The 21,004-nt window shown below is 72.4% G+C and carries 13 protein-coding genes; 11 read left to right on the top strand and 2 right to left on the bottom strand.

All coding sequences use genetic code 11. The annotated features are described in order from the left end of the window. Window positions 1-87: 87 nt before the first annotated feature. Both ABD220_RS10325 and ABD220_RS10320 read left to right on the top strand, forming a co-directional pair. A complete protein-coding gene (locus ABD220_RS10325) occupies window positions 88-1,356 on the top strand; it encodes a sensor histidine kinase (protein WP_344122265.1) in 1,269 nt (422 codons plus the stop codon). Continuing rightward, entirely contained in the window at window positions 1,353-2,033 is a 681-nt protein-coding gene (locus ABD220_RS10320) for a response regulator transcription factor (RefSeq protein ID WP_035926161.1), read from the top strand. The genes ABD220_RS10325 and ABD220_RS10320 overlap by 4 nt, the downstream gene beginning before the upstream one ends. A gap of 85 nt (window positions 2,034-2,118) precedes the next feature. On the opposite strand, the gene ABD220_RS10315 is transcribed toward ABD220_RS10320, so the two are convergent. Beyond that, window positions 2,119-2,679 carry a hypothetical protein gene (locus ABD220_RS10315; protein WP_344122261.1) on the bottom strand — a complete coding sequence of 187 codons (561 nt, stop codon included), beginning with the start codon at window positions 2,677-2,679 and terminating at the stop codon, window positions 2,119-2,121. Between the two features lie 152 nt (window positions 2,680-2,831). Between ABD220_RS10315 and ABD220_RS10310 the strand changes: the two genes are divergently transcribed. From ABD220_RS10310 to glgX, 6 genes are read left to right on the top strand one after another with little or no spacing between them, the layout of a single operon-like run. Then, complete coding sequence (locus tag ABD220_RS10310; protein ID WP_017831963.1) at window positions 2,832-3,314, top strand: CarD family transcriptional regulator; 483 nt, start codon at window positions 2,832-2,834, stop codon at window positions 3,312-3,314. Between the two features lie 7 nt (window positions 3,315-3,321). Then, window positions 3,322-4,182 (top strand): 2-C-methyl-D-erythritol 4-phosphate cytidylyltransferase, encoded by an 861-nt coding sequence (gene ispD, locus ABD220_RS10305; RefSeq protein ID WP_344122257.1) that lies wholly within the window; start codon window positions 3,322-3,324, stop codon window positions 4,180-4,182. Beyond that, a complete protein-coding gene (gene ispF / locus ABD220_RS10300) occupies window positions 4,179-4,670 on the top strand; it encodes a 2-C-methyl-D-erythritol 2,4-cyclodiphosphate synthase (protein WP_344122255.1) in 492 nt (163 codons plus the stop codon). Before ispD ends, ispF begins: the two co-directional genes overlap by 4 nt. A gap of 35 nt (window positions 4,671-4,705) precedes the next feature. Further along, complete coding sequence (cysS, locus tag ABD220_RS10295) at window positions 4,706-6,136, top strand: cysteine--tRNA ligase (RefSeq protein WP_344122253.1); 1,431 nt, start codon at window positions 4,706-4,708, stop codon at window positions 6,134-6,136. Window positions 6,137-6,175: 39 nt separating this feature from the next. Beyond that, entirely contained in the window at window positions 6,176-7,150 is a 975-nt protein-coding gene (rlmB, locus tag ABD220_RS10290; RefSeq protein ID WP_344122252.1) for a 23S rRNA (guanosine(2251)-2'-O)-methyltransferase RlmB, read from the top strand. Then, entirely contained in the window at window positions 7,137-9,356 is a 2,220-nt protein-coding gene (gene glgX, locus ABD220_RS10285) for a glycogen debranching protein GlgX (RefSeq protein ID WP_344122250.1), read from the top strand. Before rlmB ends, glgX begins: the two co-directional genes overlap by 14 nt. 80 nt (window positions 9,357-9,436) lie before the next feature. Here glgX and glgP read toward each other — a convergent pair whose 3' ends face one another. Continuing rightward, window positions 9,437-12,034 (bottom strand): alpha-glucan family phosphorylase, encoded by a 2,598-nt coding sequence (gene glgP / locus ABD220_RS10280; protein ID WP_344122248.1) that lies wholly within the window; start codon window positions 12,032-12,034, stop codon window positions 9,437-9,439. Window positions 12,035-12,191: 157 nt separating this feature from the next. Here glgP and ABD220_RS10275 point away from each other — a divergent pair, with 157 nt between their 5' ends. The 3 genes from ABD220_RS10275 to glgB all read left to right on the top strand — a co-directional run bounded on the left by ABD220_RS10275 (window position 12,192) and on the right by glgB (window position 20,513). Then, window positions 12,192-14,648 carry an alpha-1,4-glucan--maltose-1-phosphate maltosyltransferase gene (locus ABD220_RS10275; protein ID WP_344122246.1) on the top strand — a complete coding sequence of 819 codons (2,457 nt, stop codon included), beginning with the start codon at window positions 12,192-12,194 and terminating at the stop codon, window positions 14,646-14,648. A gap of 106 nt (window positions 14,649-14,754) precedes the next feature. Then, window positions 14,755-16,521: a maltose alpha-D-glucosyltransferase gene (treS, locus tag ABD220_RS10270; RefSeq protein WP_344122244.1), complete on the top strand. Its 1,767-nt coding sequence runs from the start codon at window positions 14,755-14,757 to the stop codon at window positions 16,519-16,521. 53 nt (window positions 16,522-16,574) lie between these two features. Continuing rightward, the gene (gene glgB, locus ABD220_RS10265; RefSeq protein WP_344122242.1) at window positions 16,575-20,513 is read left to right on the top strand and encodes a 1,4-alpha-glucan branching protein GlgB; all 3,939 of its coding nucleotides are present in this window, start codon (window positions 16,575-16,577) and stop codon (window positions 20,511-20,513) included. Window positions 20,514-21,004 lie beyond the last annotated feature (491 nt).

The following is a 21,004-nucleotide window of genomic DNA, read 5'->3' as shown; positions in this document are numbered from 1 at the left end:
CTCATCTTAGGATGAACGTTCGTTGAACCTGTAGCTCGTGACGTCCGGCGCGGGCTCCCCGCGACTCCGAGTGCCTAAGCTGGTGGCGTGAGTCCAACTGCCATCGCCGTCGCCGCGGGTCTGCTCGGCTTCGCCCTCGGGGTCAGCGGTCTGATCGCCCTCCGGGTGAGCGGCCGGGGCCGCCGCGCCCGCGCCGACGTCCAGGAGCCCACGCTGCCCGACGGCACGGCAGACGTGCTCGCGGTGATCGGGCGGGCCTACGTGGTGGTGGACGGGGTCGACGGCGTGGTGCGCGCCTCCCCGGCCGCCTACGCCTTCGGACTCGTCCGGGGGCACACCGTGGTGCACGAGCAGATGCTCGAGATGATCCGCCGGGCCCGGCGCAGCGGCGTGATCGAGGAACGGCGGGTCGAGCTGACCCGCGGCCCCTTCCAGACGGGCGCGGCCGTGCTCGACGTCCGGGTGGCCCCCATCGCGGAGGAGTACATCCTGCTGCTCGCCGACGACCAGACGGAGATCGTCCGGGCGCAGTCGATCCGCAACGACTTCGTCGCCAACGTCTCGCACGAGCTCAAGACCCCCGTGGGCGCGATCGGGCTGCTCGCCGAGGCGATCGAGGACGCGGCCGAGGACGAGGAGGCCGTGCGCCGCTTCGCCCAGCGCCTGCACAAGGAGTCCGCCCGGCTGACCGCCCTGGTCCAGGACATCATCGAGCTCTCCCGGCTGCAGGGCGCGGACGTGGTCACCGAGGGCCGGCCCGTGGACCTCAACCAGGTGATCGCCGACGCCGTGGACCGCAACCGGTTCCCGGCCGAGAACAAGGGCATCCGGATCGCCGTGGGCGGGCGCGTCACCCGGCCCGTGTTCGGCGACCCCGACCTGCTGGTCACCGCGCTGCGCAACCTCATCGACAACGCCGTGCACTACTCCCCGGAGGGCACCCGCGTGGGCGTCGGCGTCCGGGAGCGGGACGGGATGGCCCAGATCTCGGTGACCGACCAGGGGCCGGGCATTCCCGAGGACGAGCAGGACCGGATCTTCGAGCGCTTCTACCGCGTGGACGCGGCCCGCTCCCGCCGGACGGGCGGGACCGGGCTGGGCCTGAGCATCGTCAAGCACGTCATGTCGCAGCACGGCGGTGAGGCCACCCTGTGGTCGCAACCGGGGCGCGGCTCCACCTTCACCCTCAGCATCCCCCAGATCGAGGGCGCCGACGACCCCGGGGAGTCCGCGCAGCCGGCCTCCGGCGCGCCCGCCCGCCCGGTGCCGCAGCAGGCACCAGCCCGCCCAGTGGCATCGACCCCACGGCCCGCCGCCCCCGCGGCGCGCGCCGGGAGCACGGAGGACCGACAGTGACCCGCATCCTGATCGTCGAGGACGAGGAGTCCCTCAGCGACCCGCTCTCCTACCTGCTCGGGAAGGAGGGGTTCGAGGTGGAGGTCGTCGACAACGGCGTGGACGCCGTGGCCGAGTTCGACCGGTCCGGGGCCGACCTGATGCTGCTGGACCTCATGCTCCCGGGGCTGTCCGGCACCGAGGTGTGCCGGCAGGTGCGGCAGCGCTCCTCCGTGCCGATCATCATGCTCACGGCCAAGGACGCCGAGATCGACAAGGTCGTGGGGCTCGAGCTCGGCGCCGACGACTACGTCACCAAGCCGTACTCGTCCCGGGAGCTCGTGGCCCGGATCCGCGCGGTCCTGCGCCGGCAGGGGGAGCCCGAGGAGCTCGTCTCGGCGACCGTGCAGGCGGGGCCCGTGCGGATGGACATCGAGCGGCACGTGGTCAGCGTGCACGGCGAGCGCGTGGCCATGCCGCTCAAGGAGTTCGAGCTGCTGGAGATGCTGCTGCGCAACGCCGGGCGCGTGCTGACCCGCGGGCAGCTCATCGACCGGGTCTGGGGCTCGGACTACGTGGGGGACACCAAGACCCTCGACGTCCACGTCAAACGGCTGCGCGCCAAGATCGAGCCCGACCCCTCCGCCCCGCGGCACCTCGTGACGGTGCGGGGCCTGGGCTACAAGTTCGAGGGCTGAGCCGACGGCGCCGAAGCCGGAAGGGCCCGGAACCCTGTCGGGTTCCGGGCCCTTCCGTGCGGAGGGGAGTAAGGAGTCCGCGGGGTCAGTGCTCGTCGGCCTGCTGACCGCCGACGTAGCCCTCCTCGCCGGGAACGGCAGGGGTGTTGGACGGGTTGGCCGGGGTGGTCGGCGCGCCGCCGGGGATGAACTCGGCGTAGCGGGGGAAGGTGTGGTCCAGGACCGGGAGCCGCTCGGTGATGGACTCGCCGCCGGCGGTGAACTCGGTCTCGACCATGAGGCCGGGATCGGCGCCCGCGCGGTCCAGGATGACCGGCTCGGACGTCTCGAGGTCCACGGAGCCGCCGGCCGGGATCTGCACTTCGGCGGTGGCGCCGTCGACGTCCATCGACAGCGTGACCTCCTGGTCGCCGCGGTTGCTGAGGGTGCCCAGCACGCGACCCTCCTCGTCGGCGCCGGTGGCCACGATCAGCACGTTGGCCAGCTTGACGTCGCCCACCTGCTCCACGATGCCGTCCGCGGCCGAGTACACCATGGTCGTCGCCGACGGGTTGATGTAGGAGCAGCCGGTGGTGGTCAGCAGGGCGGCCGCGGCGGCGGCACTCAGGCCTGCGCGGCGCAGCTTGTGGCGGGCGGCGGTCTTCACGGCGCGTACTCCTCGGGAGCTCAGGACGATGTCCCGCCCAGCTTATCCGTTTGCCGACGGATCGTCCGCATCGCCGGGCGCGGGGCCCACTGGCCCGGATCGGCGAATCCTACACCGTGTTAGAATGGGGGTTCTGAAAGGGGTATTTCCATATGGTTTTTGAGGTTGGCGAGACGGTTGTCTACCCGCACCACGGCGCGGCGACCATCGAGGAGATCAAGACCCGCACCGTCAAGGGCGAAGAGAAGATGTATCTCAAGCTCAAGGTGACCCAGGGCGATCTGGTGATCGAGGTACCCGCAGAGAACGTGGACCTGGTGGGCGTGCGCGACGTCGTCGACGAGGACGGGCTCAAGAAGGTCATCTCGGTCCTGCAGGCGAAGGACACCGAGGAGGCCAGCAACTGGTCCCGGCGCTACAAGGCCAACCTCGAGAAGCTCGCCTCGGGCGACGTGCTGAAGGTCGCGGAGGTGGTGCGCGACCTCTGGCGCCGCGACCGCGACCGCGGGCTCTCGGCGGGGGAGAAGCGGATGCTGACGAAGGCCCGCCAGATCCTCACCTCCGAGCTGGCGCTCGCCAAGAAGATTGACGAGGAAGAGGCCGAGAAGCGCCTCGACGACATCCTGGCGTCCTGACCGACCCGTGACCGGGAGCCCAGCACGGTCCACCACGGCGAACCCGCCCTCCCCGGAGGGCGGGTTCGCCGTCGTCGTCGTGGCGGCAGGCTCGGGCACGCGGCTCGGGCACGGCATCCCCAAGGCCCTGGTGGCCCTCGGTGGCCGGCCCCTGCTGGAGCATGCGCTGCGGGGCATCCGGGACGCCGGGCTGACCGGGCCCGTGCTGGTGACCGTCCCCGCCGGGGACCTGGAGCTCTCCGCCACGGCCCGTGCGCACGGTGCGCGCCCGGTGACCGGCGGGGACACCCGGGCGGAGTCCGTGCGGGAGGCGCTGGCCGAGCTCGCGCGGATCGAGCCCGCCTGCACCGCGGTGCTCGTCCACGACGCCGCGCGCTGCCTCACCCCGCCCGAGGTCTTCCGCACTGTCGTGGACCGGCTGCGCGCCGGAGCGCGCGCCGTCGTCCCCGTGCTGCCGGTGGCGGACACGATGCGCCGGGTCGACGGCGCCGGCCGGTCGCTCGGCACCGTGGACCGCACGGTGCTGCGCGCGGTGCAGACCCCGCAGGGCTTCGACCTCGCCCTGCTCCGGGCGGTGAACCGCGACGCCGCGGCGGCCGGGACGGACCCCGGGTCCGTCACCGACGACGCCTCACTCGTGGAGGCCCACGCCCCGGGGACCCCCGTGCTGACGGTGCCCGGCCACGAGCACGCCTTCAAGATCACCCGCCCGCTCGACCTGGTGCTGGCCGAGGCCGTCCTGCGCGCCCGCGCGCCGGACACAGCAGCGGCGGTGCCCGTCGCCACGGCCGCCGCTCCGTCCCCGTCCGTCCCGTCCCCGTCCGTCCCGGCTCCGCCCGTCCCGACCCCGAGGAGCGCTGACCGGTGATCCTGCCCCGCACCGGCATCGCCGTGGACGTCCACGCCTTCGGGCCCGAGGGCACCCCGCTGTGGGTCGCGGGGCTCGAGTGGCCGGGGGAGCGCGGCCTCGCCGGGCACTCGGACGGGGACGTCGTGGCCCACGCCGCCGCCGACGCCCTGTTCTCGGCCTCGGGCACGGGGGACCTGGGCGCCAACTTCGGGGTGGACCGCCCGGAGCTGGCGGGCGCGTCCGGGACGCGGATCCTCGCCGAGGCGGCCCGGATCGTGCGGGCGGCCGGCTTCGAGATCGGCAACGTCGCGGTGCAGCTGATCGGCAACCGGCCGCGGTTCGCGCCGCGGCGCGCCGAGGCCGAGGCCGTGCTCACCGCCGCGGCCGGCGCACCCGTCACGGTCAGTGCCACGACCTCCGACCGCCTCGGGCTCACGGGCCGCGGCGAGGGCCTCGCGGCCGTGGCCACCGCGCTCGTCGTCCCCGCGGACGCGCCCGGGGCCTGACCGGCGCGCCACCGCCCGCCCTTATGATGGGCCGTGTGACTCTGCGCTTCTACGACACCGCCACCGCCACCGTGCGGGACTTCGCGCCCGCCCACCCCGGCGAGGCCCGTCTGTACTACTGCGGCGCCACCGTCCAGGGCATGCCGCACATCGGCCACGTCCGCTCGGCCCTGGTCTTCGACCAGCTGGCCCGGTGGCTCGCCCACCGCGGCTACCGGGTGACCACGGTGCGCAACGTCACCGACATCGACGACAAGATCCTCGCGAACTCGGCCGCGTCCTTCGCCCCCGACTACGACGGCGACCACCCCTGCGAGCCGTGGTGGGCGCTCGCCTACCGGTTCGAGCAGGCGTTCAACGCCGCCTACGACGCCATCGGCGTCGGCCGGCCCACCTACGAGCCGCGCGCCACGGGCCACGTGCCCGAGATGCACGCCCTGATCCGCACCCTGGTCGACGCCGGGCACGCCTACCCCGCGCCGGACGGCTCGGGGGACGTCTACTTCGACGTCCGCTCCTGGAAGCGCTACGGCGAGCTCACCCACCAGTCGGTCGACGACATGCAGGACGCCCCGGACGCCGACCCCCGCGGCAAGCGCGACCCCCGGGACTTCGCCCTGTGGAAGGGGCACAAGGCGGGCGAGCCCGAGACCGCCCGGTGGGACTCGCCCTGGGGCGCAGGCCGGCCCGGCTGGCACCTCGAGTGCTCCGCCATGGCCGCGAAGTACCTCGGCGAGCACTTCGACATCCACGGCGGCGGCCTGGACCTGCGCTTCCCCCACCACGAGAACGAGCTCGCCCAGTCGACGGCGGCGGGGCAGCGGTTCGCGACCCTCTGGCTGCACAACGGGCTGGTCACCTACGCGGGCGAGAAGATGTCCAAGTCGATCGGCAACACCGTCTCCCCGGCGGACATGCTCGCCGAGGCCCGGCCGCTGGCCGTGCGCTACTACCTCGGCCAGGCCCACTACCGGTCCGTGCTGGACTACCGGCCCACCTCCCTCGCCGAGGCCACGGCCGCGGTCGAGCGGGTGGAGTCCTTCCTGCGGGCGGCCCGGGACGCCGGCGCCGACCTCGAGGGCACGGCGGGGGACGTGCCGCGGGCCTTCGGGGACGCCATGGACGACGACCTCAACGTGCCGCAGGCCCTCGCCGTCCTGCACGAGACCGTCCGGGCCGGTAACTCCGCGCTCGCCGACGGCCGGGCCGCGGAGTTGCCGGCCCGCGCGGTGCGCGCCATGACCGACGTCCTGGGCCTGACCGGGCTCATGGACCTCGGGGACGCCGCCGGGAACCCGGGCGAGCACGCAGCGCTCGACGCCCTCGTGCGCTCGCTGCTGGCCCAGCGCGACCGGGCCCGCGCCGCCAAGGACTGGGCCCGGGCCGACGCCATCCGGGACGAGCTCGCCGCGGCCGGCGTCGCGGTGCGCGACGCCAGCGGCGGATCCACCTGGTCCGTGGCCTGACCGGCCCGCCCCACCATCCACCACCGAACAGAGGAACCCATGCCAGCCCCCAAGCGTCCCGGCGCGATCCGCAAGAACAAGAAGGGCCCCCTGGTCGGCACCGGGGGCCACGGCCGCAAGTCCCTCGAGGGCCGGGGCCCCACCCCCAAGGCCGAGGACCGCCCGTACCACAAGGCGCACAAGCTGAAGAAGGCCGCCGAGCGCCGGCAGAACGCGGGCGGGCGCTCCCCGGCCCGGACCCGCGGCAAGGTCCAGGAGGATCTCGTCACCGGGCGGAACTCGGTGGTCGAGGCGCTGCGCGCGGACATCCCCGCCAAGGCCCTGTACGCGGCCAGCAAGATCGACGTCGACGACCGCGTGCGCGAGATCCTGCAGCTCTGCGCCGAACGCGGGATCACGATCCTCGAAGCCTCCAAGGGCGAGCTCGACCGGCTCACCAGCGACGCCGTGCACCAGGGCGTGGCCCTGCAGGTGCCGGCCTACGAGTACCAGGACGCCGTGCAGACCGCCCGCAAGCTCATGACCCAGTGGGAGAAGCGGCACATCCGCCGCCCCCCGCTGATGATCGCCCTCGACGGGATCACCGACCCCCGCAACCTCGGCGCCATCATCCGCAGCGTCTCCGCGTTCTCCGGCAACGCCGTGATCGTGCCCGAGCGCCGGTCCGTGGGTGTCACGGCCTCCGCCTGGAAGACCAGCGCCGGTGCCGCGGCCCGGGTGCCCGTCACGAAGGCCGCCAACCTCAACCGCGCGCTCGAGGAGCTCAAGGCCATGGGCTACTTCGTGGTCGGCCTCGACGGGGGCGGCGACGTCGAGCTGCCCGGCCTCGAACTGGCCACCGAGCCGCTCGTCGTCGTGGTGGGCTCGGAGGGCAAGGGCCTGTCCCGGCTGGTCGCCGAGAACTGCGACCAGATCGTCTCCATCCCGATCGACTCCACGATGGAGTCCCTCAACGCCTCGATGGCCGTGGGCATCACCCTGTACGAGGTGTCGCGACGCCGTGCTGGTTCCTGAGCCCCGGCGGCAGGACACCGGCCGGCCGTACGTCTCCCACCCCTACCCCCTCGGGGTCCACCCCTCGCCCGAGCGCGACGGCAGCGCGAACGTGGCGGTCTACGCCCCAGGGGTCCCCGACCTGGACATCGTCTTCCGGCTGCCCGGCGGGCTCTGGCAGCGGCGACGGCTCACCGGCCGCACCGGCGGCGTGCACCACGGGACGATCCCGCCGGCCGAGCAGCAGCGGCTCTCGGAGACGGGCTTCGACTACCTGCGGCACCGGGACGAGGCCCCGGCCCTGCCCGCGGGCACGGAGTACGGCTTCGTGCCCGCCGACTCGCCGGTCGCCTCCAGGCACCGCGCCCCGGACCCGGCCGACCAGCAGATCCTGCTCGACCCCTACGGCAAGGGCCTGCGCCGCGTCGCCCCGCCGCCCGGCGTCGAGGATCCCGGCCCCGACGCCTACGGCGGACGCTACGTCTCCGTGGTCGTCCAGCAGGACTTCGACTGGGACGAGGACCGCCACCCGGCCACCCCGTGGCGGGACACGGTCGTCTACGAGGCGCACGTCAAGGGCCTGACCGCCCTGCACCCCGACATCCCGGAGCACCTCCGGGGCACGTACGCGGGGCTCGCCCACCCCGTGATGACCGACTACCTCACGTCCCTGGGCGTCACGGCCGTCGAGCTGCTGCCCGTGCACGCGCACCTGGACGAGCCCCACCTCACGTCGCTCGGGCTGAGCAACTACTGGGGCTACAACACGCTGGGCTTCTTCGCCCCGCACGCCGGCTACGCCACCGAGGCCGCCCGCGCCCGGGGCCCGCAGGGCGTGCTCGACGAGTTCAAGGCCATGGTCCGGGACCTGCACCGCGCGGGGCTCGAGGTCTACCTCGACGTCGTCTACAACCACACGGCGGAGGCCGGTCAGGAGGAGCCCGCCTACTGCTGGCGGGGGCTCGGCGACGAGGCGTACTACCGCCACGGCGAGGACGGCCGCTACGTGGACGTCACCGGGTGCGGCAACTCCGTGAACTTCGGCAACCCGCGGGTGGTGCAGATGGCGCTGGACTCCCTGCGCTACTGGGTGGAGCGCTGCCACGTGGACGGCTTCCGCTTCGACCTCGCCCCCGAGCTGGCCCGGGACGAGCGCCACCGCTTCACCCGCAACCACCCCTTCCTCGTGGCCGTCGGCGCCGATCCCGCCCTCTTCGGCACGAAGCTCATCGCCGAGCCCTGGGACGTGGGCATGGGCGGTTGGCAGACCGGTCACTTCCCCGAGGGGTGGGCGGACTGGAACGACCGCTTCCGGGACACCGTCCGCGACTTCTGGCTCACCGGCCCGCGCAGCATGAGCCTGGGCGGGGACGGCGGCAACGCCGCACGGCTCGCCGGGGCGCTCGCCGGCTCCGCGGACATGTTCGCCGCGTCCGGGCGCAGCGCCCTGGCGTCCCTGAACTTCGTGACCGCCCACGACGGCTTCACCCTGGCGGACCTCGTCTCCTACGACAACAAGCACAACCAGGACAACCTGGAGAAGAACCGGGACGGGACCAACGACAACCACTCGTGGAACCACGGGGTGGAGGGCCCGGCGCGCGACGTCCGGATCCGGGCCGACCGGGCCCAGACCGCGCGCAACGTCATGGCCACCCTGCTCTTCTCCCAAGGGGTGCCCATGATCACGGCCGGGGACGAGTTCGGCCGCAGCCAGCGCGGCAACAACAACGCCTACTGCCAGGACAACGAGCTGTCCTGGGTGGACTGGCGGCTCACCCCGGCGGACCGCGCCATGCTCGCGGCCACCCGCTCCCTGGTGGGCGTGCGGGGGGAGTTCCTGGCGGGGCAGCCGTCCCACTTCCCGACCCGTCCCGACGAGGTCATGATGCACTGGTTCGGCCCGGACGGGACGGCCATGACCGCCACCGGGTGGCAGACCCCCGGGGCCCGGACCATCCAGGTGCTGATCGGGTCCCGCGGCGGCCGGGTGGCGGGGCTCATGGTGATCAACGGCGCGAGCGCCGACATGGCGATCACCTTCCCGGACCTCACGGACCTCCTGCGCCCGGACGAGGACGGGCACCCCCTGGAGAAGGCCGACGGCGTCTACTCCCTGGTGCACAGCACGGCCTCCGTACTCCACGGGCGCTACGGCACGCGCTACCGGGCGGGCCAGGCGCAGGGCGTTCCCGCCAGCTCCGTGACGCTCTTCCGGATGCTCTGAGCCACGGCGGCCGCCGGGAGGGCCGCACCTGCCGCGCACGGGTGCGGCCCCTCCGGCGTTCCGCGCGGTGCCGCGCCGGCTCAGGCGTTGGTCACCAGGCCCAGCTCCGCCTTGTCGGCGAGCTCGGGGTGGGCGGGCAGCACCCGGACGGTGTAGCCGAACGGGCCCGAGCGGTCCACGGTGATCGTGCCGCAGAACTTGTGCCGGCCGCCGCCCAGGTCGTCGACGGGGCTCAGGCCCGCGTACTTGCGCTCGTGGATGTGGTCCGTCTCCGAGACCCGGCCGTACCCGATCTCGGCGCACACGTCGTCCGGGCTCAGCGAGCCGAGCGAGACGTAGGCGCACACCGTGAGCTCGTCGCCGATCTGCGGTTCCTGGGCCACGCCCTCGGCGTCCACGTGCTCGACCGTCACCTGGTCCCAGGCCTGGCGCACGCGCCCGACCCACCGGGACTTCGCCCGGGCGGCCACGTGCCCGTCCAGGGCGGCCCGGCGGCCGGAGACGGCGGCCGGCACGTAGAGGTGCCGCACGTAGTCCTCGAGCATCCGCTTGGCGGAGACCTGCGGGCCCAGCGTCGCCAGGGTGTGCTTGACCATGGCCAGCCACTGGTGCGGCACGCCGTCGGATTCCGGGTCCGAGCCCTCCGCCGTCTCGCCGTAGAACCGCGGGGCCACGTGGTTCTCGATGAGCTCGTAGAGGGCGGCGGCCTCGATGTCGTCGCGCTCGTCGGGGTGCGCGCCCTCGTCGGCGGTCGGGATGGCCCAGCCGTTCTGGCCGTCGTACATCTCGTCCCACCAGCCGTCGAGCACCGACAGGTTCAGTCCGCCGTTGAGGGCGGCCTTCATCCCGGACGTGCCGCAGGCCTCGAGCGGGCGCAGCGGGTTGTTCAGCCACACGTCGCAGCCCGGGAAGAGGGTCCGGGCCATCGCGATGTCGTAGTTGGGCAGGAACACGATGCGGTGGCGCACCTCCGGGTCGTCCGTGAAGCGCACGAGGTCCTGGATCAGGCGCTTGCCCTGCTCGTCGGCCGGGTGGGACTTCCCGGCGACCACGAGCTGCACGGGGTGCTCCGGGTCCAGCAGGATCCGCTTGAGCCGCTGCGGGTCCCGCAGCATGAGCGTGAGCCGCTTGTAGGTGGGCACCCGGCGGGCGAAGCCGATCGTGAGCACGCCCGGGTCGAGGACGGTGTCGGTCCAGCCCAGCTCGGCGTCCGCGAGGCCGCGCTTCTTCCACGACGCCCGCAGCCGGGCCCGGACGTCCTCCACCAGGCGGGTGCGCAGCTCCCGGCGGACGGCCCACAGCTCGGCGTCGTCGACGCCGTAGATGCGGCGCCACCGCGCGGCCCGGTTCAGGTCCGAGCCCATCGGGTCGAGGGCCAGTTCGGCCATGCGCGGGTCGATCCACGTCATCACGTGCACGCCGTTGGTGATGGAGCCGATCGGCACCTCCTCGACGTCGAAGCCCGGCCACAGCCCCTGGAACATGCCCCGGGAGACCACGCCGTGCAGCCTGGCCACCCCGTTGGCGCGCTGGGCCAGGCGCAGGCCCATGACCGCCATGTTGAACTTGGCGGGGTCGCCGCCGGCGTAGTCCTCGGCGCCCAGGGACAGGACCTCGGCCGTGGGCACGGACGGGGCGAGGCCTGCGTTGAGGAAGTGTGCGATCTGCGCCTGCTCGAACCGGTCGATGCCCGCGGGCACCGGGGTGTGGGTCGTGAACACGGTGGCCGAGCGCACCGCGGTCAGTGCCTCGTCCCACGTCATCGGCTCGGTCCCGTCCGCCGGGTCCATGAGCTCGGCGATCCGCTCGACGCCCAGGAAACCGGCGTGGCCCTCGTTGCAGTGGAAGACCTCCGGGGCCGGCGCCCCGGTCAGCCGGGAGAAGGCCCGCAGCGCCCGGATCCCGCCCATCCCGAGGAGCAGCTCCTGCTGGAGCCGGTGGTCGCCGCCGCCGCCGTAGAGACGGTCCGTGATGTTGCGGGCGTGGTCGTCGTTGTCCGGGATGTCGGAGTCGAGCAGCAGCAGGGGGACGCGGCCGACGTCGGCCCGCCAGACGTGGGCGGACAGGGAGCGGCCGTTGGGCAGGGGCAGGGTGATCCGGACCGGGCTCCCGTCCTCCTCCCGCAGCAGTGTCAGCGGCATGCCGTCCGGGTCGAGCACGGGATAGGACTCCTGCTGCCACGCGTCGCGGGAGAGGGACTGCTTGAAGTAGCCGTGCTGGTAGAACAGTCCGACCCCCACCACCGGCACGCCGAGGTCCGAGGCGCTCTTGAGGTGGTCGCCGGCCAGGATCCCCAGTCCGCCCGAGTACTGGGGGAGCACGGAGGTGACGCCGTACTCGGCGGAGAAGTAGGCGATGGCCCGCGGGGCGTCCTCCGACTGGGTCCTCTGGTACCACAGGTCGTCGGTGAGGTAGCGCTCGAGATCGGCGTCCAGCTCCTCGATCCGGCGCACCGTGGCCGGGTCCTGGGCGATCTGCTGGATCTCCTCGCGGGTGAGGGAGCCGAGGAGCTTGACGGGGTCCCCGTGGACCGCGTCCCAGGCCTGCGGGTTCAGCTCGGCGAACAGCTGTTCCGTGGGCCGGTGCCAGGACCAGCGGAGGTTCCTCGCGAGGCGGCTCAGAGGGGCGATGGACTCCGGCAGCACGGTGCGCACGGTGAATCTACGGATTGCCTTCACGCCGCCAGACTACCGGTGCCGCGGCGCCGGGCGGGGGCGCCGCCGCCCATCCGTGCTCCGGCGCGCCGGGCCGTCCCGCCGGGGCCGCAGCACGGGGACGGCGACACCGTCCCACGGTTCGACAGCGGGCTTAACGATCGCCGGGTTTGTCGCTAACGTGTTCCAGGTGAGCCAAGCCAACACGCCGCCCCCGTCCGACCCGGCCTCGAGCCCGGCCGGCGCGCCCGCCCCCGACCCCTCGACGACGCCCGCCCTTCCCGGCGCCGGGACCGGTGCCGCTCCGGCACCGGCCGAGCAGCCCGCGAAGAAGGCACCGGCCCGGCGCAGGACGTCCACCGCCCGGAAGGCTCCGGACGCGGAGGCCACGACGCCCGTGGCCGACGAGCCCGGCATCGCCGTCGTCCCCGCGGCGGAGCCCAAGCCGCGTGCCAAGCGGACGTCGACGTCCAGGACCACCGCCGCGAAGGCTCCCGCCGCCGCGAAGGCTCCGGCCGCCAAGGCCGGGACCACCAGGACGGCCACCGCCAAGAAGGCCTCCACGCCGCGGAAGGCGGCGACCACCCGCCGGAAGGCCGCCGGCTCGGCGTTCTCCCGCGAGAACCTGGTCTACGGCCGGATCCCGATCGTCGGGGTCAGCCCCGTGGTGGAGGACGGGCGCTTCCCGGCCAAGGCGGTACCGGGCGAGTCGATCCGCGTGGGCGCCACCGTGTTCCGCGAGGGCCACGACGCCCTGGGCGTGACCGCGGTGCTGTACGACCCGCAGGGCGCGGAGGCCGAGCGCGTGCCGATGCGCCTCACCACCCCCGGCACCGATCGCTACGAGGCGTGGCTGACGCCCACCGCCGAGGGCGCCTGGACCTTCGCCGTCGAGGGCTGGGGCGACCTGTTCGAGACGTGGCGCCACGCCGCCGAGATCAAGCTGGGCGTGGGCCAGGACGTCGACCTCATGATGTCCGAGGGCATCGTGCTCTTCGACCGCGCCGCCGCGGAAGCCGGCCGCCCGGACTCCGACGCCGAGCTGTTCCGCTCGGTCTCGCGCACGCTCGGCAACGGCGAGCTGCCCGCCGAGCACCGGCTCGAGGCCGCCACCTCGGCCGAGGTCCTGGCGGTGGTCGCCGAGCGCCCGGTGCGCGACCTCGTGACCGAGAGCCGCCGGCACCCGCTGAAGGTCGAGCGCGCCGCCGCCGGCCGCGGGTCCTGGTACGAGTTCTTCCCCCGCTCCGAGGGCGCCGTCTTCGACGCCGAGTCCGGCACCTGGACCTCCGGCACCTTCCGGACCGCCGCCGAGAGCCTCGACCGCGTTGCGGCCATGGGCTTCGACGTCGTCTACCTGCCCCCGATCCACCCGATCGGCACGGCCCACCGCAAGGGCCCGAACAACACCCTGGTGGCCGGTCCGCAGGACCCGGGGTCCCCGTGGGCCATCGGCGCCGCCGAGGGCGGGCACGACGCGATCCACCCCGACCTCGGTTCGTTCGAGGACTTCGACGGCTTCGTGGCCCGTGCCGGGGACCTCGGCCTCGAGGTGGCCCTGGACCTCGCGCTGCAGGCCTCCCCGGACCACCCGTGGGTCACGGCGCACCCGGAGTGGTTCACGACCCGTGCCGACGGCTCCATCGCGTACGCGGAGAACCCGCCGAAGAAGTACCAGGACATCTACCCGATCAACTTCGACAACGACCCCGAGGGCCTGTCCCTCGAGGTGCTGCGCATCGTGGAGCTGTGGATCTCCCACGGGGTGAAGATCTTCCGGGTCGACAACCCGCACACCAAGCCCCTGTGGTTCTGGGAGTGGCTGATCGGCACCGTCAACGCCAAGCACCCCGAGGTCGTGTTCCTGGCCGAGGCGTTCACCCGCCCCGCCATGATGCAGGCCCTCGCGCGCGTCGGCTTCCAGCAGTCCTACTCGTACTTCACCTGGCGCAACACCAAGAAGGAGCTCGAGGAGTACCTGGCGGAGGTCAGCCACGAGACCTCGGCGGTGTACCGGCCGAACTTCTTCGTCAACACCCCCGACATCCTCACCGAGTACCTGCAGTTCGGCGGGCCCGCGGCCTTCAAGATCCGCGCCGTGCTGGCCGCCACCGGCTCGCCCCTCTGGGGCGTCTACGCCGGCTACGAGCTGTACGAGCACGTGGCCCGGGCGGGGGCCGAGGAGTACGTCGACAACGAGAAGTACCAGTACCGGCCCCGTGACTTCGCGGGCGCCGAGGAGCGCGGGGAGTCCCTGGCCCCGTACATCACCCGGCTCAACGAGATCCGGCGCCGGCACGCCTCCCTGGGCGACCTGCAGAACCTGACGGTGCAGTCCACGTCCGACGACGCCCTGGTCGCCTACACGAAGACGAAGACCGTGCGGCACGGGGACTCGAGCTACAAGGACACGGTCATCGTGGTCGTCAACGTGGACCCGCACGCGGTCCGCGAGGGCACCGTGTGGCTGGACCTGGAGTCCCTGAACCTGGACGACGCGGACTTCAACGAGGACGGCAGCTTCTGGGTGGACGACCTGCTCAGCGGACACTCCTGGAAGTGGGGCACGCACAACTACGTGCGCCTGGATCCGCACTACGATCCCGCGCACGTCCTGCACATCCGCCGCAACGTGAATTAGGGGCTCGACCGCACCCCGTCGGAGCCCTCCCGGGCGATGCCCCGGGAGGGCCCACCTCAAGCACCGATGGCCTCCGACCCACCCGTCCGAAAGGCGACACCCCCGCATGAGCATCTCGCCGTACTCGCTCAACGCCCCCGGCATCTCCCACGACCCCGACTGGTTCCGCAAAGCGGTGTTCTACGAGGTGCTCGTCCGGGCGTTCTCCGACGCCAACGGTGACGGCTCCGGCGACTTCTCCGGCCTGATCGACAAGCTCGACTACCTGCAGTGGCTGGGCATCGACTGCCTGTGGCTGCCGCCGTTCTTCGAGTCGCCGCTGCGCGACGGCGGCTACGACATCTCGGACTACTACTCGGTGCTCGACGAGTTCGGCACGATCAGCGACTTCAAGCGCCTGGTGGCCGAGGCGCACGCCCGCGGCCTGCGGGTGATCATCGACCTCCCGCTCAACCACACCAGCGACCAGCACCCGTGGTTCCAGGCCTCCCGCGAGGACCCCGAGGGCCCCTACGGCGATTTCTACGTCTGGTCGGACACGGACGAGCTGTACCAGGACGCCCGGATCATCTTCGTGGACACCGAGGAGTCGAACTGGACGTTCGACCCGATCCGCCGCCAGTTCTTCTGGCACCGGTTCTTCTCCCACCAGCCGGACCTCAACTTCGAGAACCCCGCCGTGGTCGAGGCCGTCCACGACGTGGTGAAGTTCTGGCTGGACATGGGCATCGACGGCTTCCGGGCCGACGCGATCCCGTACCTGATCGAGGAGGAGGGGACCAACTGCGAGAACCTCCCCGGCACGCACGACTTCCTGGTGGACCTGCGGCGCATGATCGACGACCAGTACCCGGGGCGTGTGGTGATCGCCGAGGCGAACCAGATGCCGCACGAGGTGGTGGAGTACTTCGGCAGCGAGGACGACCCCGAGTGCCACATGTGCTTCCACTTCCCGATCATGCCGCGGATCTTCTACGCCCTGCGGGACCAGAAGGCCGCCCCGATCGTGGAGACCATGCGGGAGACGCCGGACATCCCGCGCGGGACCCAGTGGGGCACGTTCCTGCGCAACCACGACGAGCTGACCCTCGAGATGGTGACCACCGAGGAGCGCCAGGCGATGCTCGGCTGGTACGCCCCCGATTCGCGGATGCGCGCCAACGTGGGCATCCGCCGCCGGCTGGCCCCTCTGCTGGACAACTCCCGGGCCGAGATCGAACTGATCCACGCCCTGCTCCTGTCCCTTCCGGGCAGCCCGTTCCTGTACTACGGGGACGAGATCGGGATGGGCGACAACATCTGGCTGGACGACCGCGACGCGTCCCGCACCCCGATGCAGTGGACCCCGGACCGCAACGCCGGGTTCTCCAAGGCGGACCCGGGCAAGCTGTACCTGCCGGTCGTGCAGTCGCTGGTCTACCACTACAACCAGGTCAACGTGGAGGCGCAGCTGGCGTCGTCGTCGTCCCTGCTGCACTGGATGCGCCAGATGCTCGCGGTGCGCAAGGCGCACCCGGCGTTCGGCCTCGGCTCGTACGTCGACGTGGAGACGGACCACGACTCCGTGCTCGCGTTCCTGCGCGTGCTCTCCGACGACGAGGCCGACGACGGGCGCGGCGAGACCGTGCTGTGCCTGTTCAACCTCGCCCACACCCCCGCGTGCGCCCGGATCCGGCTGCCCCAGTTCGCGGGCCGCGGACTGCGCGAGCTCTTCGGCGGCGACCTGTTCGGTGAGGTGGACGAGGCCGGGGAGTACCGCATCACCCTCGGCAGCCAGGACTTCTTCTGGTTGCGCCTCCGGGCCGCTCCCCGCGACGACGGCACGCACCCCCAGACCACGGCCATGCCGATCATCACCGCGACCAAGTCCTGAGCGCGTCCGCGCATCCGGCCACCTCCTCGCCCGCTCCGGAAGGACCCGAACCCATGACCGACCAGCACCCCGACGAGCTCCTCGACCTCCTGCGCCGGTGGCTGCCGCGGCAGCGGTGGTTCCCGTTCGCGGACGGCGGTGCGGGCGTGGAACTGCGGGTCGCCGCCCAGCTGGCCCTGCCGGACCAGGAGGGAGCCGGGGCCCGGATCCTGCTGCTGGAGGCCTCCGAGGGAGCGCGCACCGAACTCCTCCAGGTGCCGCTGAGCTTCCGCTCCGCACCCCTCGAGGGCGCCGAGCGCTTCCTCGTCGGGGAGCTGGCGCCGGCCGCGGCCGAGGAGGCCGGGACGGGCGTCCCGCCGGAGGACGACGCCACCCCGCGCCGGGCCGCGCGCTTCCTGCGGGAGCGCGCCGCCCGCGCCGGCCGAGCCGTGGCCCACCGCACCGGGCTGCCGCTGCCCGGGGCGGAGGACGCCGTGGCCGGTCCCTGGGTGTACGACGGCGTCGGGGACCCGGCGTTCGTCGGGCCGGTCCTCGGGCTCATGCAGCGCGCGGAGTCGGTCGGCTCCGGTCCCCTCGGGCTGACCATGACCGGCGCGCACGGCGACGTGCTGCGCGTCCCCTACGCGGTGGAGACGTCCGAGCAGGTCCGCGTGATCTCGAGCGAGCAGTCGAACTCCTCGGTGATCCTCACCCCGCCCGCGGGGCGGGCGGACGCCGACGCCGTGATCGTGAAGTTCTTCCGCGTGGTGGGGGAGGGCGACAACCCGGACGTCGAGGTGGGCCGCGAGCTCACCGCGCTCGGCTGCCCCGCGGTGCCGAGCACCTTCGGGTGGCTCGACGCCCGCTGGCGCCGCGGGCTGAGCACCGTGCAGGGTCAGCTGGCCGTGGCCACCGAGTTCCTGGCCGGCTCCGCCGACGCGTGGGGCCGGGCCGTCGAGGCTGCGGAGCAGGGCGCGGACTTCTCCGAGGAGGCCCGGGAACTGGGTCGCACGACCGCGCGCGTGCACCGCGACCTGGGCCGGGCCTTCGGCGCGGCCGACCCCGACGACGCCGCCCGCGCCCGCCTCCTGAACGACCTCGGCGGTCGCCTGCGCTGGGCCCGCACCGAGACCGGGTCCCTGTTCTCGGAGCACGCGGCGGCCCTCGACCAGCTGATCACCTCCCTCGACGACGTGCCGGAGCTGCCCCCGCTGCAGCGCATCCACGGCGACTACCACCTGGGCCAGGTCCTGCAGACGGAGGACGGGCAGTTCAAGGTCCTCGACTTCGAGGGCGAGCCCCTGCGGGCCATCGAGGAGCGCACCCGGCCGGACGTCGCCCTGCGCGACGTGGTCGGCATGCTGCGCTCCTTCGACTACGCCGCGGCCTTCGGCGCCCGTGCCGGCGCGCAGGACGCCGAGGCCTGGGGCCGGCGCGCCGGCGACGCCTTCCTGGCGGGCTACGAGCAGGGCGCGGGACACCCGGTGGACCGGGATTCCCCCCTGTTCCTCGCACTGTGGCTGGACAAAGCCCTCTACGAGGTCGTCTACGAGCAGCGCAACCGCCCCGACTGGGTGGACGTCCCGGCCACGGCGGTTCGCCGTTCACTGGAGAGCCTCCGGTCGCGTAGCGTGAACCCTGATACCGCCGGTGCGGACCCCGCGCCCGGCACCGATCACGACGACGACAGCTCCCGCTCCGCGCGGCTCATCTCGGCGGCAGCGGGAACGGAAATCGAGGACGCAGTGAGCCCCAGCACTCCGCAGGACCGATCCGACCCCGTCCAGACGTCCCGCACCGCTCCGGCCGGCCACGACGTGGCCCCCGCCGGACCGGTGCCTGTGCCCGAGCACCTGCTGGCCGCGGTCTCCGAGGGCCGCCACCACGACCCGCACGGCGTCCTGGGCGCCCACCTCAACCCGGACGGCAGCGTCACCGTGCGCACGCTGCGGCGGTTCGCGACGGCCGTGGCCGTCGTGACGCAGGACGGCACCTTCGAGCTCGAGCACGAGTGGGGCGGCATCTTCACGGGCGTGGTTCCCGCGCACGAGCCGGGGCGGATCCCCGACTACCGCGTGGACGTGACCTACCGGGACCTGGAGCCGCAGCGGCTGGACGACCCGTACCGCTTCGGGCCGACCCTCGGCGAGCTGGATCTCCACCTCATCGGCGAGGGCCGCCACGAGACGCTGTGGACCGTCCTCGGCGCGCACGTGCGCCGCTATCCCTCGGTGATGGGCGACATCACCGGCGTGGCGTTCTCGGTGTGGGCGCCCAACGCCCAGGCGGTGCGGGTCATCGGCGACTTCAACGGCTGGGACGGCAGCGAGCACGCCATGCGCTCCCTCGGCTCCTCGGGCGTGTGGGAGATCTTCATCCCGGGCCTGGGCTCCGGCGCCACCTACAAGTTCCGCATCCTGGGCCGGGACGGCGGCTGGCGCGAGAAGGCGGATCCCATGGCCTTCGGCACCGAGGTGCCGCCGTCCACCGCGTCCCGCGTCTTCGAGTCCGACTACGAGTTCCAGGACGACGCCTGGATGGCCCGCCGCGCGGCGACCGATCCGCACAACGCGCCCATGAGCGTCTACGAGCTGCACATCGGCTCCTGGCGCAAGGGACTCGGCTACAAGGACCTCGCGAAGGAGCTCGTCGAGTACCTCACCTGGCAGGGCTTCACGCACGTGGAGTTCATGCCCGTCGCCGAGCACCCGTTCGGCGGGTCCTGGGGCTACCAGGTGACGTCCTACTACGCGCCGTCCTCCCGCTTCGGCAGCCCGGACGAGTTCCGCTACCTCGTGGACCAGCTCCACCAGGCCGGCATCGGCGTGATCGTGGACTGGGTCCCGGGCCACTTCCCCAAGGACGAGTGGGCGCTGGCCCGCTTCGACGGGGAGCCCCTGTACGAGCACGCCGACCCCCGGCGGGGTGAGCACAAGGACTGGGGGACGCTGATCCCCGACTACGGCCGCAACGAGGTCCGGAACTTCCTGGTGGCCAACGCCTCCTACTGGCTCGAGGAGTTCCACGTGGACGGCCTGCGCGTGGACGCGGTCGCGTCCATGCTCTACCTCGACTACTCCCGCAACGAGGGGGAGTGGGAGCCCAACGCCTTCGGCGGCCGCGAGAACCTCGAGGCCATCGCCTTCCTCAAGGAGGCCAACGCCACCGCGTACAAGCGCACCCCGGGGATCGTCATGATCGCCGAGGAGTCGACGTCCTACCCGGGCGTGACCCGGCCGACCGACGCGGACGGCCTGGGCTTCGGCCTCAAGTGGAACATGGGGTGGATGAACGACACCCTCGAGTACATGGCGGAGGACCCGGTCAACCGGTACTACCACCACAACAAGCTCACGTTCTCGCTGGTCTACGCGTTCTCGGAGAACTTCCTGCTTCCGATCTCCCACGACGAGGTCGTCTACGGCAAGGGCTCCCTGCTGCGCAAGATGCCGGGCGACCGGTGGCAGCAGCTCGCCAACGTCCGCGCCTACCTGGCGTTCATGTGGGCCCACCCCGGCAAGCAGCTGATCTTCATGGGCACGGAGTACGCCCAGGAGTCCGAGTGGTCCCAGGAGCACGGGCTGGACTGGTGGCTCTCCGAGACCCCGCCGCACAAGGGGGTCCAGGAGCTGGTGCGCACCCTCAACGGGATCTACCGCGAGACCCCCGCGCTGTACGAGCGGGACAACAACCCCGCCGGGTTCGAGTGGATCGACGCGGCCGACGCCGGGCGCAACACCCTCTCCTTCACCCGCTGGGACGAGCAGGGCAACCCGCTCGTGTGCGTGGCGAACTTCGCCGGCAACCCGCACGAGAACTTCCGGCTGGGCCTGCCGTGGGCCGGTGAGTGGGTCGAGACGCTCAACACGGACTCCGAGCTCTTCGGCGGTTCCGGCGTGGGCAACCTCGGCATGGTCACCGCCACCGAGGGCGCCCACAACGGCAGCCCCGCCTCCGCCGAGCTGACCGTCCCGCCGCTGGCGGTCCTGTACCTCAAGCCCGCCGAGCACTGATCCGCCCAGCGGGCGCGGACCACGAACCACGGGAAGGGCCCGGATCCTCGGATCCGGGCCCTTCCGCCGTCCGCGGCCCGGTGGCGCGGCCACCTCGCGGGAGCCGTCGTCAGGCGGCGGCAGCGTGGTCGCCGAGGCCGGGTTGCACGGTCCGCGGAAAGGGAGTAACTTCTTCCAAGTCGTCGCGGCGAGGAACTCCTCCGGGAGATCCACGGGACGGCATCCCACCCGGAACGGTCCGCTCCGAGCAGCCAGCGAGTTGCACGGAGCCGGAGAAGTGTTAGAGTGGGAGATTGTGAGCTTCGCCGAAAGGCGGCGCCGTCACGATCAGGTAACCAAGTGTTCACCTGAGATTGACCGGGGCCGACCGCGAGGGCTAAGGTTGCAGAGCACTCCGGCAGCAAGGTGTCAAAGCGACACGCTGACCGGTCTGTTGTTTGAGAACTCAATAGTGTGCCATGTTTGTTGATACCGGATGTTTTATTCGGTTG

This window comes from Kocuria aegyptia, assembly GCF_039530085.1.
GTDB lineage: Bacteria > Actinomycetota > Actinomycetes > Actinomycetales > Micrococcaceae > Kocuria > Kocuria aegyptia.
The sequence above is the reverse complement of the archived record's forward strand: the minus strand, read 5'-3'. Positions and strand labels throughout refer to the sequence as shown.